Below are 14853 nucleotides of genomic sequence, written 5' to 3' on the forward strand. Positions count from 1 at the left end.
GTGATGAGTGTGTGGCTCGACCTGTTAGTACTCGCGGACTGAACGCCTCGTTGCCTCGGCGCGTACATCCCGAGCCTATCGAACTCGTCTTCTACGAGTGGTCTCGGATGGTATCTCTTTTCCAGGTGGGTTTCGAGCTTAGATGCGTTCAGCTCTTACCCCGTGATGCGTGGCTGCCCGGCACGCGCTCTCTCGAACGACCGGTACACCAGTGGCATCCAATCGTAGTTCCTCTCGTACTATACGATTGTTCCTGTCAGATACCGTAACACCCCCAATAGATAGCAGCCGACCTGTCTCACGACGGTCTAAACCCAGCTCACGACCTCCTTTAATAGGCGAACAACCTCACCCTTGCCCGCTTCTGCACGGGCAGGATGGAGGGAACCGACATCGAGGTAGCAAGCCACTCGGTCGATATGTGCTCTTGCGAGTGACGACTCTGTTATCCCTAAGGTAGCTTTTCTGTCATCTATCGCCCGCATCAAGCAGGCTGATAGGTTCGCTAGACCACGCTTTCGCGTCAGCGTCCCTCGTTGTGGAGGACACTGTCAGACTTCCTTTTGCTCTTGCGCTCTGTTCCGCGTTTCTGACGCGGATGAGGAAATCTTGGGGCACGCTCGATATCTTTTCGAGCGTGTACCGCCCCAGTCAAACTGCCCGGCTACCGGTGTCTTCCTCCCGGAGTGAGGGTCACAGTCACTGACGGGTAGTATTTCAATGCTGACTCGGTGGCCCGCTAGCGCGGGTACCTGTGTAACGTCTCCTACCTATGCTGCACATCAGCGACCGTGTCCCAGCGACAGCCTGCAGTAAAGCTCTATAGGGTCTTCGCTTCCCCTTGGGGGTCTCCAGACTCCGCACTGGAACGTACAGTTCACCGGGCCCAACGTTGGGACAGTGACGCTCTCGTTGATCCATTCATGCAAGCCGCTACTGAAGCGGCAAGGTACTACGCTACCTTAAGAGGGTCATAGTTACCCCCGCCGTTAACAGGTCCTTCGCCCCGTTGTACCGGGTGTTCAGATACCTGCACTGGGCAGGATTCAGTGACCGTACGAGTCCTTGCGGATTTGCGGTCACCTATGTTGTTACTAGACAGTCGGAGCGTCCGAGTCACTGCGACCTGCTCCTATCCGGAGCAGGCATCCCTTATCGCGAACTTACGGGACTAACTTGCCGAATTCCCTAACGTCGGTTGCTCCCGACAGGCCTTGGCTTTCGCCGCCAGAGCACCTGTGTCGGATCTCGGTACGGACGCTATGCTCCCTTTTCACGGGCCCTAGGTAACGTCAACTTGCGCTGTTTCCGGCTTCGTTCGCTTCGTGCCATTACGGCTTCCACGAAGTTCCCGGATTTGACCGGGCGAAAGCCCGGCTTGACGGTTCCCAAGGCGTCGGTTTCGCTGCATAGCGGCACAGGAATATTAACCTGTTTCCCTGTTGTCTCATTCGAGTTGCGGTGAGACTTAGGACCGGCTAACCCTCGGCTGTTCAGCATTGCCGAGGAACCCTTGCTCGTAAGGCCGTCGGGGTTCTAACCCGACTAACGCTGCTACTATGACCAAGATTTTCGTCCCTATTCGGTCCACGCGAGCTCTCGCCCGAGCTTCCATCCGAACAGAGTGCCAACCTACTCAGTTGCGGTGTGATCCGCATGGCCAGGTCTCGGTGGTAGACTTGAGCCCCGATCATTTTGGGCGCCTCAAACCTCGGCCGGTAAGCTGTTACGCTTTTCTTAGAGGGTAGCTGCTTCTAAGCTCACCTCCCGGCTGTTTAGGGCTTGAGACCACCTTCAGATTGCACTTAGTCTACACTTTGGGACCTTAACCCGGCTCTGGGTTGTTCCCCTCCTGGTGCACAGGCTTACCCCGCACACCGGATTCCCTGCGTCGACGGCGTTCGTAGGTTTGGAGTTTGACAAGGGGGCCGACTTCTCTCGAAGTCGGCGCCCCTAATCGGTTGCTCTACCCCACGAACTACCTCGGCAGAGGTCATGCTTCGACATGTTTCGGTTGGAACCAGCTGTTGCCAGATTCGATGGGCCTTTCACCCCTACACGTAGGTCACGGGAGGGTATTGTAGGACACCATCCCTAGCAGGCCTCCACGTGCCTTTCGGCACGCTTCACCTTGCCCACGCGTAGATCATCTGGTTTCGGGTCGCATCCGGTTGACTCCCCGCCCTTGAAGACGGCGGCCCTGGCCCGTGAGGGCTGCGGCCATGTTGGTTTCCCTGTGCCTGCCCGGATGAACCGGTTAGGCTTGCCAATCAGATGCACTCCTTGGTTCGTTTTTCAAAACGTACGACAGAACACCGGCTCCCTGCAAGTCCTACTGCGAGTTTGCACTCGTGTCGTTTGTTGCAGGGCCTTTTGAGCTCTGTCGCTCTATCGCCAACTGATTTCAGGCTCTATTGCACCTCCCTTTGTGGGGTGCTTTTCAGTGTTCGCTCACGCTACTTGTTCGCTATCGGTCTCGAGTCGTGTTTAGTCTTCGCGGTCGATGCCCGCGATATTCACAAGGAATTTCCAATCCCTGTTACTCTGGAGCTGACGCACACCGTACTGGAACAGAATACGGGGCTTTCACCCTGTATCGCGCTCCGTTCCAGAAGACTTCTTCTGTTCGGTCGGGTGCTGGGTGTCAGTCCGGAACACCACATTGCCCGTGAGGGCTTCGGTTTGGACTGTGTCGGTTTCACTCGCGGTTACTCACGACATCTCTTGCGATTTCTTTTCCTGTCGATACTAAGATGTTTCAATTCTCGACGTTCCCCATTGCGCAAGGCAATTGTTGTAGGGATTCCCATTCGGAGATCCTAGGTTCTTCGCCTCCGTGCGGCTTCCCTAGGCTTATCGCAGCTTGGCACGTCCGTCGTCGGCGCTCGAGCCGAGCCATCCACCAGCTGGCACAGTAGCCACGCTGTTGGTATACATCGCACTGTGACCCGGATTGACTGCTACGCATCGGATCCAGTGGACGCCTGGATTGCACGTACATACGGTCGTCATTGCCACGTCCTACAGGTGGTGTAGGAGCGTGCATCGAACCCTTCCTACACGCGCTTTCACGGTGTAGTGCATCGGTTAGTTCGGACTCGAACGTTGCTCCGTCTCCCACTTAAGGGACACGGTTCACGTTCCAGCCCGAGACATGGACCCACTAGGAGTCGAACCTAGGGCTTCCTCCTTGCAAAGGAGGCGCTCTGCCACTGAGCTATGGGCCCTTCCCCCGGACGGGGAATGTAGTGTAGCCCTGGTAGTTCAAAGGTGCTCGGTCGGTAATACGAACGCGTCGTCGAGGAACCCTCGCGTGTGTTCGTCGTATGGTGGTGACGAACGGGTGTGTGAGCCAGGTCGTCGACCTGGTCTCGTGCGTTAGGAGGTGATCCAGCCGCAGATTCCCCTACGGCTACCTTGTTACGACTTAAGCCCCCTTGCGAAGCCCAGATTCGACCCGGGAACCGGGCCTCATCCGGACCTCACTCGGGTGCTTTGACGGGCGGTGTGTGCAAGGAGCAGGGACGTATTCACCGCGCTCTTCTGAAGCGCGATTACTACCGAATCCAGCTTCATGAGGGCGAGTTTCAGCCCTCAATCCGAACTACGACCAGGTTTAAGAGATTACCGTCCTCTTTCGGGGTTGGAACCCGTTGTCCTGGCCATTGTAGCCCGCGTGTAGCCCAGCTCATTCGGGGCATGCTGACCTACCGTTGCCCGTTCCTTCCTCCACGTTAGCCGTGGCGGTCTCCCTAATGTACCCAACTACCTCGAGGGTATTGCTGGCAATTAGAGATGCGGGTCTCGCTCGTTGCCTGACTTAACAGGATGCCTCACGGTACGAGCTGACGGCGGCCATGCACCTCCTCTCTGCAGCGTCAGGTAAGCTCATCACACTGACCTTCATTACTGCAGTCGGAGCTGGTGAGATGTCCGGCGTTGAGTCCAATTAAACCGCAGGCTCCTCCGGTTGTAGTGCTCCCCCGCCAATTCCTTTAAGTTTCATCCTTGCGGACGTACTTCCCAGGCGGCTCGCTTCTCGTCTTCACTACAGCACAGCACACACTCGTAGTGTGTGCCATACTTAGCGAGCATCGTTTACAGCTAGGACTACCCGGGTATCTAATCCGGTTCGTGACCCTAGCTTTCGTCCCTCACCGTCGGGTCCGTCTTCCTGAGGCGCTTTCGCCACCGGTGGTCCGTCCAGGATTACAGGATTTCACTCCTACCCCGGACGTACCCCTCAGGTCTTCCGGCCCCAAGCCAGCTGGTTTCCGCCGGACGCCCACTCGTTGAGCGAGTGGATTTCCCGACGGACCTGTCTGGCTGGCTACGGACGCTTTAGGCCCAATAATAGCGGCCATCACTTGGACTGCCGGTATTACCGCGGCGGCTGGCACCGGTCTTGCCCAGTCCTTGTTCCTGAACCACCTTACGGTTCAGAAAAGCGAGGACTATATGCCCTCGCACTCGGAGTCCCCTTATCGCACTGTCGTGCAGTGTAAAGTTTTCGCGCCTGCTGCGCCCCGTAGGGCCCGGAATCTTGCCTCAGATTCCGTCTCCGGGCTCTTGCTCTCACAACCCGTACCGATTATCGGCACGGTGGGCCGTTACCCCACCGTCTACCTAATCGGCCGCAGCCACATCCTGTAGCGCTGGCGCGTTTCTGACTCTCGGCACTCCAGCCTGAGAGTCGTATCCAGCATTAGCCTCAGTTTCCCGAGGTTATACTGGTCTACAGGGTAGTTTGGCCACGTGTTACTGAGCTATCTGCCACGGGTCTAAACCCGTGCGACTAGCATGGCTAAATCGGACTCCGATAGCAATGGCCTCCGGCAGGATCAACCGGAATGGTTGCCGAGCGCGTAATGGCTCGGTGGGTTTCTGGCGGAGACACATGTATCGTGTCTATCTTCTATGGTCCGTTAGTTCGACGACACGGTCGTAACCGACCGAGTGTCACCGAACTACCAGGGCTAACATCAGATTCCATCGTGTACGGCGGACCGCAGGGGTGGAATCCTCATTTCCTTCGGACCTGAACGTTTGCGTCGATTGGGCTTAAACCCATCGAAGCGTGTTCGTGGTCCGAGACTGCGAGACGGGTTGAACGTCTCGCGAATCACGTCGCGTCTTTCTCTGCGTAACGGTTCAATGCGCCCCTATCATTTAAGGGCACCGAACCGCGGTCGTCCTTCGGTGGGAAGACCCCCGAAGGCTCGTCACATCCAATCCGAGTACCCTGTTACACTTAAGGGCATCGGATCGGGCGTGGTGCGAACGTCCCGAATCGCAGGACGCCGCTCACATCACTACGAAACACCCGGATAGATTTAAGGCCGTCGAATCGAGCGTCCATTGCGTAACGTTTCCATGGGTAAGAGCAACGGCCCCTCGCCGACTAGTAATCGACTCTTATCGAACGGCGTGCCCAGTCCGTGTTAGACTGTAAGTTGTTTTGGTGAGGCGATTTATCGGGTGGTTTATCGGGTTGTTGTTCGCGCCTGCGCACTCGAGGGCGGGCCTCCACATCCTCCGTGCGAGCCGGGACGGTCGGCAAAGAAGAGACTGAACTACCGTCGTGTTACCACGTGAGGCCCTCGTAGGTCAGGCCGTCGCGATGCTCCACGACGTGACGGCCGTCCACGACGACGGGACGGGCCATCTCGTCGAACTCCGAATTGAGCGCCTCGAACTCGTCCCAACCGGTGACGACCAGTGCGCCGTGCGCTCCTCGAAGTGCGTCGGCCGCGTCGTCCGCGTACGTCACGTCGGGGAATCGCTCGCGCATGTTGTCGGCTGCGACCGGGTCGTAGGCGACGACCTCGGCCCCGAGGTCGTCGAGTCGTTCGATGACCGGGATAGCCCGCGAGTTTCGAATGTCGCCGGTACCGGGTTTGAACGACAACCCGAGGACGGCGACGGTTCGTCCCTCCACGTCCACGTGGTCGGTGAGCAACTCGACCATCCGGTGGGGTTGGCCGTCGTTGACCGAGACGACCGCTTCGAGCAGTTCCGGTTCGTATCCCGACTCGCGAGCGGTGTCGATGAGCGCGGCCGTGTCCTTGGGGAAACACGACCCGCCCCACCCGACGCCCGACCGGAGGAAGCGCTCGCCGATGCGGTCGTCCATCCCGATGGCGTCCGCGACCTCGTAGGCGTCGATGCCGAACTCCTTGCAGACGTTCCCGAGTTCGTTTATCAGGCTGATCTTCGACGCGAGGAAGACGTTGTTAGCGTACTTCACCATCATCGCCGTCTCGGGGTCTGTCTCGACCACTCGGGCGTCCGTGTCCGCGACCAGCGGCGCGTACACTGCCCGTAGCCTGTCGGTCGCCCAGTCCGAGTCGGTGCCGAAGACTATCTTCTGTGGGTGGAGGAAGTCCTCGACCGCCGACCCCTCGCGCTGGAACTCGGGGTTCGCTGCCACCTCGAGGAAGTCGCGCGCGTCGCCAGCACCGTCGAGGACGGCGTCGCGAAGCGCTCCGACGTTCGGCGGCGTGACCGTACTCTTGACGACGACGAGGTGACGCTCCTCGGTGTCCCGCAACGCCTCGCCCGCCATCTCGGCCGCGCTCAGGAGCGGCCCGGTGTCGATACTCCCGTCCGGGCGGGAAGGCGTCTGCACGGCGAGAATGGTAACGTCGGCGTCCGCGAGGCCCTCGTAGGAAGTCGTCGCGGTGAGGTTCCCGCCCACGTGTTCCGCCAGCAAGTCGTCGAGACCGGGTTCGTGTATCGGCGACTCGCCAGCGTTGATAGCGTCGACGACGTCCTCGTCGATGTCGATAGCCGTGACCTCGTGGCCGAGGTCGGCGAGACACGCCCCCACCGTCGTCCCGACGTACCCGCTACCGATGATGTTGATTTGCACGTTTGACAGCACCTCGGCCCGTCACATGAGCATTACGGGTACGCCACGGACGAGCCAGCGCCGAACACCGCCGAGACGACGTCGGCCGAATCAGTAGTCGCCGAGAACGCCGAGCCGTCGCGCCCGCCGGGTCGCGTACTCGAAGACGGCGTACCCGAGCGCCACGTAGCCGACCGCCGTTCCCGAGAGGACGGCGAGGTCGGCCAGCGGGAACTCCCAGAGCCGGGTCCCGTCGACCATCGCGCGCTGGAGCATCGAACTTCCGAGCGCGAGGGGGAGGAACTTCGTCCACCCCACCCCGAACGCCGGTGCCGAGATGAGGACGACGAAGCCGAACTGGAGGAGGTTGAGCCAACTGCCGATTCGCTTGTAGAGGACCGTGACGCCCCCGGCCGCGAAGCCCAGACCCAGCACCGAGGCGACGCTGAGGACTGCGACCGGGACGATAGTGAGAACGTCGAGCGCGAGCGTCGTCCCGGTCACGAGCAGCATCGCGGCCAAGATGACCGTCGAGGTGACGAACGTCCGAACCAGTTTCGCGACTCCCTTGAGGAAGGCGACCGGCGCGAACCCGAACGGCGTCATGACGTGGCGTTCGAGCGTCCCCCACTGGACCTCGCTTCCGATGTCGTTGGAGATGGCCGAGTAGGCGCCTACCGACAGCGTCCACAGAAAGTATCCGACGATGATGCCCTCGATGGAATCGGTCAGCGCCCGCCCCGCGAGCATCTTCCCGCCGTAAAACAGCAGGCCGAAGAAGAACAGCGAGACGACGATGCCGCCGATGGCGTTGGCGGGATAGCGCACGAAGATGAGGTACTCCCGGTAGAGGACCGCTTGCGCGAGTTGCAGGTAGCCCGCCCGGCGCGGCGCGTCCGGTTCGCGTCGAGAGTCGGGCGAGTCGAGGTGCGAGTCCGTCATCGGTCCTTCCCTCCGGTCAACTCCACGAACACGTCTTCGAGGTCCCAATCGACGGTGTCGACCGCGTCGAGGGTCACGTCGCGACTTCGGAGGAACGCCGTCAGCGCGTAGAACCCGTCGCTGTCGGTCGCCACCTCCACGCGGGTCCGGTCGCCGAGGCGCTCGACGCCGACGACCTCGAAACGGTCGCGCAAGTCCGCGACCAGCGACTCGTCGAAGTCGGGGCTGGTGACGCGGTACCCTCGCGCGTCGAAGCCGCGGAGCAGGTTCTCGACGGTGTCGTCGGCGATGACTCGTCCCTCGTTCATGATGACGACGCGGTCGCAGATGTCCTCGATGACGTCCATGTCGTGACTGCTCACTATGACGGTCAGGTTGCGCTCGGCGACGATACGCCGGAGTTCGCGCCGGAGCGTCAGCGAACTCTCCACGTCGAGACCGAGCGTCGGTTCGTCGAGGAATATCACGTCCGCCTCGCCGGCGAGGACGCTGGCCAGCGAGACCTTCTGTTTCATCCCCCGCGAGAGGTTCCGGACCGGTTGGTCGGCCACGTCCGCGAGGTCGAGTTTGTCGAGAAGTCGGTCGTGGCGGTCGGCTATCGAGTCGGGGTCGACCCCGCCGATGGTGGCGAAGTACCGCAGGTTCTCCCGGACGGTCAGCCGCCAGTAGTCGTTGCGGGCACCCTCCAGCATTGCGTCGACGTGGGCGTAGGCCCGCCGGGGGTTCGCGTACACGTCGGTGCCGTGAATCCGGACCGACCCGGCGTCGGGAAGGACCATCCCCAAAATCGACTTGATAGTCGTCGTCTTCCCCGCGCCGTTGGGACCGAGCAGGCCGACGACCGACCCCCGTTCGACCGTGAACGAGACTCCGTCGACCGCAGTGACCGCCTCGGAACCGCTTCCGAACCGCTTTCGAAGCCCCTCGACGGCGATGGCGGGCGACTCGGCAAGTTGCGAGTCGTCCGCCGACCCCGAGGACTGCTCTTCCGAGGAGTGCTCCTCTGCGGACTGTTCTTCCGCAGACTGCCCGGGACGCTCCCGCCTCTCCTGAATCGTCATTACCAGCGATAGGGGCCTGACGAGTAAAAGCGCAGTCACCGGTAGTGACGGTAGTAGCGACGAAGTACGGAAATGTCGCCCGGAACACTAACCTCCAGCGTCATCCCGTGGCGGCGTGCCGAGTCTGCTGGCAAACCCTCGTGCCGGGCGGGTGCTACTACGTAGCACCACGTGGCGAGTCGGTGAGACCGACCGGCCGTGCGTGGCGCGAAGCGCCACGACTCTATGTCGCGCACCCGGGTTCTCCGCGCTGTCATCGCTCCCGTATGGGACTGCTCGGGCGGGGACTTGAGGTACGCACTCGGCGATAGACGCTCCGGGGATTAAGAGGTTCCGACGGGGCCGCGCCGACGGTTCGTGTGCCCCGCGAGGTGAACTGCCAACGCCGCGAGAAAGCGGACCGTAATCGGCCGTCTCGACCCGACGCCCTCCGTCGAATTGGTCGGTTGATATGACCGGGAAACACAGACACGCCCCGCTTCGAGAGGGCACCACCTAATCCTTTAGGTACCGTGCTTTTTGCCCCGGAGTTTGGAGTAGGAATTGCATGATGGATACGGATGCTCCGGACGTGACCGACGGCCGCGCAGGGGGAAGCCGTGGCATCTCTCCCGCACTCGACGCCACGCTCGATATTCTCTCGAACCAGCGGCGCCGGTACGTCCTCTATTCGCTTCGAAAACAGGGTGGCGCGATGTCGGTCGAGGAACTGGCCGACCAGATCGTGTCGTGGGAGAACGACGACGCGGACCGCCAGCGCGTTCTCGCCGACCTCTATCACAGTCAACTCCCCCGCTTGGACGAAGCGGGCGCAGTCGCGTTCGACGCCGACGAGAGTTACGTGGCGCTGACCGAAGCCGACGAGATGCCGCTCGCGGAGTACCTCGACCTCGCCGCCGCCGAGGAGAACGTCGTCTGACATTGGGACGCCGTCCGACCAGAGGAGTTTCCCGCCGAAACGCTCCGACCGTTCGCCGAACAGCTTCCGAAGGATTCGGCCTCTACTGTCCCGCTGACGGTCACTTCGAGTAGGACTTCCCGGGACTCTCGGCCCTCCGAACCGCCCGTCCGCTAGCCGTCTCGACTTTCCTCCCCCGAACACGCTCGCCGCTCCGCCTACTTCCCGCGCTCGAACCGAGTTAGTCCTGCGTCACTTCGCCGACGCTCTCGGTGATGTCCTCGTCGGCCCGCCAGAGGTAGAGGCTGGCGTAGCTTCGGTACGGCGCCCACCGCTCGGCGGTCTCGACCATCTCGGCGCGGGTCATCTCGGCGTCGAAGAGGCGGTCCATCCCCTTCCGGATGCCGAGGTCGCCGACCGGGAACACGTCGGGCCGCCCGAGCGAGAACATGAGTTGCATCTCGGCGGTCCACTCCCCGACGCCCTTGATGGACGTGAGTTCGGCCACCACCTCCTCGTCGGGGACGCCGGCGAAGTACGCCTGCGAGTAGCCCTCTTCGAGGAACGCCTCGGCGACGTTCCGAACGTACTCGGTCTTCTGCCGGGAGAGGCCGGCGTCCCGAAGGACCTCGGGGTCGGCCGCGAGCATCGCCTCCGGCGTCGGTTCGACCCGGTCGAACAGTCGCTCTCGGGTCGCCGCGGCCGACGCCATCGACACCTGCTGGCGGAGGATGGACACGACGAACCGCTCGTAGAAGTTCTCGGCGGGTTCGATGGTCATCGGCCCGTACTCGGCGACCAGCGGTCCGAGGTACTCGTCGCCGCGGAGCGCGGCGATGGCTTCGTCGGTCATTCGACGCGAGGTAGGTGCCGGAGATAGATGAGCGTGTGGCTTCCGGTCGCCTCCGACTGTCGCGTACCAGTCGTTTCCCCGCTCCCGAGACGTCGCCGCGTCCGTGAAGCGTCGACTCGCCGTGGCATTTTTCGCCGGTCTAGGACCTAGAAGAATATAATCACAATTTCCGGATGGATTTATCGTGGTTCTCCGCCGCGTTCGAATCGGCTTGCGGCCCTCCCGAGTCCGGCCGACCGCGGGAAGCGCGATGTCGGTCACCTCCGAGTCGCGGCGGAGGCCCGACCGGAAGCGCGTGCGGCCGGCCGGCGACACGGCGAGTACCGGCCGCCCCACCGGGAAACTGTGGACCAGAACCGGGAGTACACCGTGTCGAGGCAGCCCAAGCCGGGATACCTATGAAACGAGCGACACAGCTCCTGCTCGCGTTCGCGGTGGTGTTGAGCCTGACGACCCCCGTCGCCGCCGGGTCCGACGCCGTACCGGCGCGCGACGCCCGACCGGTCGCCGACTGGGACGACGACGGTTGGGGAGAGGACGACAGCGACGACGGTTGGGGCGGAGACGACGGGAACGACTGCGAGAACGAGGAGATGGGATACGACCACCATCCGACGTGCATCGACACCGACCCCGACACCGACTTCGGAACGAACGACGGCGCCGAAGTCGACGGCGCGATGATCGCCGGGTCGCCGTCGTCGGACGACGACATCTCGAACTGCCGGAGCCTCGGCGAGAAGATGGCCTCGTACCGGAACGGCGACACTGCGGTCGAGGTCGGAACGAAGTGGCACGCCGTGGTCGCCTACGGTGACTGCGTGCGGCAGAACACCGACGACGACGAGGAAGACGGCTTGTACTACAACGACTGACGGCGCGGTTCCCGCGCATCTTTTTCGAGTCGAGCGACCGACGCGAAACCGAGTAGCGCCGACTCGACATTGCTCTCGGAAATATTCTTGTTGTTTTCGCAAGTACAGAGAATTGTCACGTTCGACTCCCGTCCGTCACGCCGCCACGTTCACAGTCTGGGACGACGCTCACCCCGCCACGGCACCGTAGAACGACTCGGCGACGCGGGGGAACAGCGCGGCCGCGAGCGCCCCGACGGCGAACGCGAACCCGACGGTCGCCAGCGAGGGCCACTGCGGTCCGACCGTCGACGACGCCTCGCCGAGCGCCCGGCCGCCGTAGGCCGCCAGCGCGAGCGCCGCGTTGTAGTAGAACACTCGCAGGGCGACCAGCCACGGCGTCAACGCCACCCATCCCGGCGCGTCGGTGGCCAGCGGCGTGACCCATCCGCCGCGAATCAGCGCCCCGACCGCCACCGTCGTCAGCCACGCGACCAGCGCCGCGGTCTTGACGCCCACCCACTCGTTCGTCCCGCCGACGAGGACGGTCCAGAGAATCGGGAGGCTCAGGGCCGAGACGTCCGCGAAGACGTAGGTCACGTCGTCTAAGAACACGCCGATGCCGTCCTTCTCGTCCACGGTTCCCTCGCCCCACCCGGACCACGACTGGCGACGACGGCTCTCGGCCGCGCGAGTCTGTCTGGCGGGCCGGTCGGTCATGACGGTGGTGCTGACGACGCCTACGGCCAAAAATCTGGGGTTGAACCGAGTCGTGTCGGGACAGGTCAGGTCGAAACCTCGGGGGTCGAGCGCGGATAAAGTCCCACCGGCAGCGGACGGCGACCGCCCCACCGAGAGACGCCGAGTCCGCGCGAGTTACTCCTCCTCTTCTTCAGTCTCTTCCTCGGCGTCCACGCGCTTCTGGACGTTGACTTGGTAGTGCTTCAGGATGTCCCGGCCGAGCAAGACCGGGTAGTCCATGTGGCTGCGGTCCTCGATGCTGGCCGTGACCGTGTGTCGGTTCCCGCCGACGCCGACCACCACGTCCACGACCGGACGCGACCGACTCGACTTGCTGCTGCCGGACTTGACCTTGGCGATGCTCTTGATGGGTCCCGCCCCGATTTCCGCCGCGAGTTTGGTGTCGATGCTGGTCCGCGTCGCGCCCGTGTCGGACTTGGCGACGACCGTCTCGGAACCGCTGGTCCCGCTCAGGATGACCTCCTCGGTGTAGCCGATGGTTACCGGCTCGCTCGACCCCGTCTCTTTGGGCATCGGCTTGCAGGCGGGAACCGAGTCGTCCAGCGAGGCGGTCAGGTTCTCGACTCTCCCCTCGTCCACCGTGCCGCCCGCGCGTTCGATTGCGAGTTGGGCGATGTACGGCGCGGCGCTCCTGCCGGTCGCCTTGAACAGGCCCTTGAAGCCCGCGGTGGGGTTGACTTCGAGGACGTACCAGCCGTCGTGACCCTCGATGAGGTCCACACCGGCGTAGTCGAGACCGATGACATCCGTGGCCTCGCGGGCGATGGATGCCACTTCTCGCGGGAGGGTGTCGCTCGCGTCCTCCACGTCGCCGCCAAGTGCCACGTTCGTCCGCCAGTCGTTCTCGGGCGCGTAGCGGTTCATCGCGCCGACGATGCGGTCGCCGACAACGTACACCCGCAGGTCGCGGTGTCGGGCGTCGTCGCGTTCGATGAGTTCCTGCAGGAACGCCTGCCGGTCGCCGACCCGGGGGTTGACGAGTTCGTCCGGGCCGACCTTCCACGTCCCGCCGCCGTGGGTCCCGATGGCGGTCTTGTACACCGCCTCGTCGCCGAAGCCGTCGCGGCCGTCGTTGAGTCGGTCGTTCGACAGCGCCAACAGCGCGTCGGGCACCGCGATGCCCGCGTCGGCCAGCGCGGTCGCAGTCGAGAACTTGTGGATGGCGGTCATCACGGAACTCGGGTCGTTGAGGACCGGCCGGACCGAGTCGTAAATCTTGGCGAGACCGAGCGCCTCCGACGGTTGTTCGGTGTTCGAGAGCAACAGTCGGTTCGCCACCGCGTCGACCTCGGGTTCGAGTTCGACGGAACTGTCCCGGAGTTGCACCGCCGTGTTCTCCTCGCGAAGCCAGAAGGGTTCGTGACCGAGATCCTCGATAGCATTCAGAATCGCCTTCGTTTCTTTGCTGTTGTGAAGACTGAGTACACCCACGCGCACACCGGAACCGTCAGCAGTCATTGATAGTAACGTATTGGACGCCATCGCTTAAAAAGCCGAACGTTGGGCGAGACTGGCCGTCTGCCGCGCCTTTATATACGGCGGGGTCCGAGTGGGCACATGACCGGTTCGGAGGCTGACCCGGACGCGTTTACGTACAACGGCGGAATCGTCGAGCCGGGTGAGACCCAGAACGTTCGCTACGGCATCAGCGAGACGTATCTCGGCGACCCGGTTCGCATCCCCGTCACCATCGTCAACGGGGCCGAACCCGGCCCGACGGTGTTCCTCACGGCCGCGGCCCACGGCGACGAACTCAACGGCATCGAGGTGGTCCGCGAAGTCGCTCACGGCTGGAACCACGACGACCTCTGTGGCACGCTGGTCTGTATGCCCGTCCTGAACGTCCCCGGCTTCCTCGCCCAAGAGCGCTACCTCCCCATCTACGACCGGGACCTGAACCGGTCGTTCCCCGGTCGGCAGGGGTCGACCAGCGCCAAGCGGATGGCCTTCCAGATTTTCCGGAACTTCATCGCGCCCTGTGACATCGGTCTCGACTTTCACACGTCCACGCGCGGGCGCACGAACATGCTACACGTGCGGGCGGACATGGCCGACCCCGAGGTTTCGAGACTCGCCAAGTCGTTCGGTTCGAACGTCATCATCTCCTCGGAGGGACCGACCGGCACGCTCCGCCGGGAGGCGACCGACTACGGCATCCCGACCATCACCATCGAGATGGGCGAGGCCCACCGGTTCCAGCGGGAGTTCATCGACCGTGGACTGGAGGGGGTAGAGAGCGTCCTCTCGGAGTACGGCGCCCACCGCACCCCGTCGGTGAAGTGGCCCGGTTGGCGGACCGTCATCGACGACGCCAAGGAGAAGACGTGGATTCGGGCCGACGCGGGCGGACTGGTGGACATGCACCACGACCGCGGGTCGCTGGTCTATGAGGGCGACACCATCTGCACCATCACCAACCCGTTCAAGACCGACCGGGAACCCGTCGAGGCGCCTTTCACGGGCCTGCTGGTCGGAGTGCTGGAGAACCCGGTCGTCTACCCGGGCAACCCGCTCTGTCACATGGTCGAACTCTCGGCCAAGACCCGGAAGGCGCTCAAGCGAGAGCGCGCCCGGAGCGAGTCGGTCGAGAACACGCCGACGCCCGCGAGTCCGAGTCGTCGGTGAACGTGTTC

9 protein-coding genes, 1 tRNA gene and 2 rRNA genes are annotated in these 14853 nt (G+C 62.9%); 3 read left to right on the plus strand and 9 right to left on the minus strand.

Annotated features, from left to right (window positions below):
- Positions 1–6 precede the first annotated feature (6 nt).
- The 6 genes from M0R89_RS17595 to M0R89_RS17620 all read right to left on the minus strand — a co-directional run bounded on the left by M0R89_RS17595 (position 7) and on the right by M0R89_RS17620 (position 8853).
- A 23S ribosomal RNA gene (locus M0R89_RS17595) occupies positions 7–2927 on the minus strand.
- 228 nt (positions 2928–3155) lie between these two features.
- Positions 3156–3227: transfer RNA gene (locus M0R89_RS17600), tRNA-Ala, on the minus strand.
- Positions 3228–3380: 153 nt separating this feature from the next.
- A 16S ribosomal RNA gene (locus M0R89_RS17605) occupies positions 3381–4852 on the minus strand.
- The 16S and 23S rRNA genes sit together here with 1 tRNA gene alongside, the layout of an rRNA operon.
- A gap of 732 nt (positions 4853–5584) precedes the next feature.
- Positions 5585–6871, minus strand: a complete 1287-nt coding sequence (gene aglM / locus M0R89_RS17610) for a UDP-glucose 6-dehydrogenase AglM (protein WP_248650383.1) — start codon at positions 6869–6871, stop codon at positions 5585–5587.
- A 90-nt stretch (positions 6872–6961) separates the two neighbouring features.
- Positions 6962–7792 (minus strand): ABC transporter permease, encoded by an 831-nt coding sequence (locus M0R89_RS17615; protein ID WP_248650384.1) that lies wholly within the window; start codon positions 7790–7792, stop codon positions 6962–6964.
- Positions 7789–8853: an ABC transporter ATP-binding protein gene (locus tag M0R89_RS17620; protein WP_248650385.1), complete on the minus strand. Its 1065-nt coding sequence runs from the start codon at positions 8851–8853 to the stop codon at positions 7789–7791. Before M0R89_RS17620 ends, M0R89_RS17615 begins: the two co-directional genes overlap by 4 nt.
- Before the next feature lie 547 nt (positions 8854–9400).
- Here M0R89_RS17620 and M0R89_RS17625 point away from each other — a divergent pair.
- Positions 9401–9772 (plus strand): DUF7344 domain-containing protein, encoded by a 372-nt coding sequence (locus M0R89_RS17625; RefSeq protein WP_248650386.1) that lies wholly within the window; start codon positions 9401–9403, stop codon positions 9770–9772.
- 220 nt (positions 9773–9992) lie between these two features.
- Here the strand turns inward: M0R89_RS17625 and M0R89_RS17630 are convergent, their stop codons facing one another.
- A complete protein-coding gene (locus M0R89_RS17630; RefSeq protein WP_248650387.1) occupies positions 9993–10604 on the minus strand; it encodes a DNA-3-methyladenine glycosylase family protein in 612 nt (203 codons plus the stop codon).
- Positions 10605–11002: 398 nt separating this feature from the next.
- On the opposite strand from M0R89_RS17630, the gene M0R89_RS17635 reads away from it, so the two are divergent.
- Entirely contained in the window at positions 11003–11479 is a 477-nt protein-coding gene (locus tag M0R89_RS17635; RefSeq protein ID WP_248650388.1) for a hypothetical protein, read from the plus strand.
- 168 nt (positions 11480–11647) lie between these two features.
- Here M0R89_RS17635 and M0R89_RS17640 read toward each other — a convergent pair whose 3' ends face one another.
- On the minus strand, positions 11648–12178 hold the full coding sequence (locus M0R89_RS17640) for a DUF8215 family protein (RefSeq protein ID WP_248650389.1): 531 nt from the start codon (positions 12176–12178) through the stop codon (positions 11648–11650).
- Positions 12179–12334: 156 nt separating this feature from the next.
- Positions 12335–13678: an ATP-grasp domain-containing protein gene (locus tag M0R89_RS17645; RefSeq protein WP_248650390.1), complete on the minus strand. Its 1344-nt coding sequence runs from the start codon at positions 13676–13678 to the stop codon at positions 12335–12337.
- Between the two features lie 99 nt (positions 13679–13777).
- Here M0R89_RS17645 and M0R89_RS17650 point away from each other — a divergent pair, with 99 nt between their 5' ends.
- Entirely contained in the window at positions 13778–14845 is a 1068-nt protein-coding gene (locus tag M0R89_RS17650; protein ID WP_248650391.1) for a succinylglutamate desuccinylase/aspartoacylase family protein, read from the plus strand.
- Positions 14846–14853 lie beyond the last annotated feature (8 nt).

It is taken from the genome of Halorussus limi, from assembly GCF_023238205.1.
Classification (GTDB): Archaea; Halobacteriota; Halobacteria; order Halobacteriales; family Haladaptataceae; genus Halorussus; species Halorussus limi.

Coding starts and splice junctions, on each gene's coding strand:
- M0R89_RS17615 (WP_248650384.1), bottom strand. CDS start 7,792: ATGACGGACTCGCACCTCGACTCGCCCGACTCTCGACGCGAACCGGAC.
- M0R89_RS17620 (WP_248650385.1), bottom strand. CDS start 8,853: ATGACGATTCAGGAGAGGCGGGAGCGTCCCGGGCAGTCTGCGGAAGAA.
- M0R89_RS17625 (WP_248650386.1), top strand. CDS start 9,401: ATGATGGATACGGATGCTCCGGACGTGACCGACGGCCGCGCAGGGGGA.
- M0R89_RS17630 (WP_248650387.1), bottom strand. CDS start 10,604: ATGACCGACGAAGCCATCGCCGCGCTCCGCGGCGACGAGTACCTCGGA.
- M0R89_RS17635 (WP_248650388.1), top strand. CDS start 11,003: ATGAAACGAGCGACACAGCTCCTGCTCGCGTTCGCGGTGGTGTTGAGC.
- M0R89_RS17640 (WP_248650389.1), bottom strand. CDS start 12,178: ATGACCGACCGGCCCGCCAGACAGACTCGCGCGGCCGAGAGCCGTCGT.
- M0R89_RS17645 (WP_248650390.1), bottom strand. CDS start 13,678: ATGACTGCTGACGGTTCCGGTGTGCGCGTGGGTGTACTCAGTCTTCAC.
- M0R89_RS17650 (WP_248650391.1), top strand. CDS start 13,778: ATGACCGGTTCGGAGGCTGACCCGGACGCGTTTACGTACAACGGCGGA.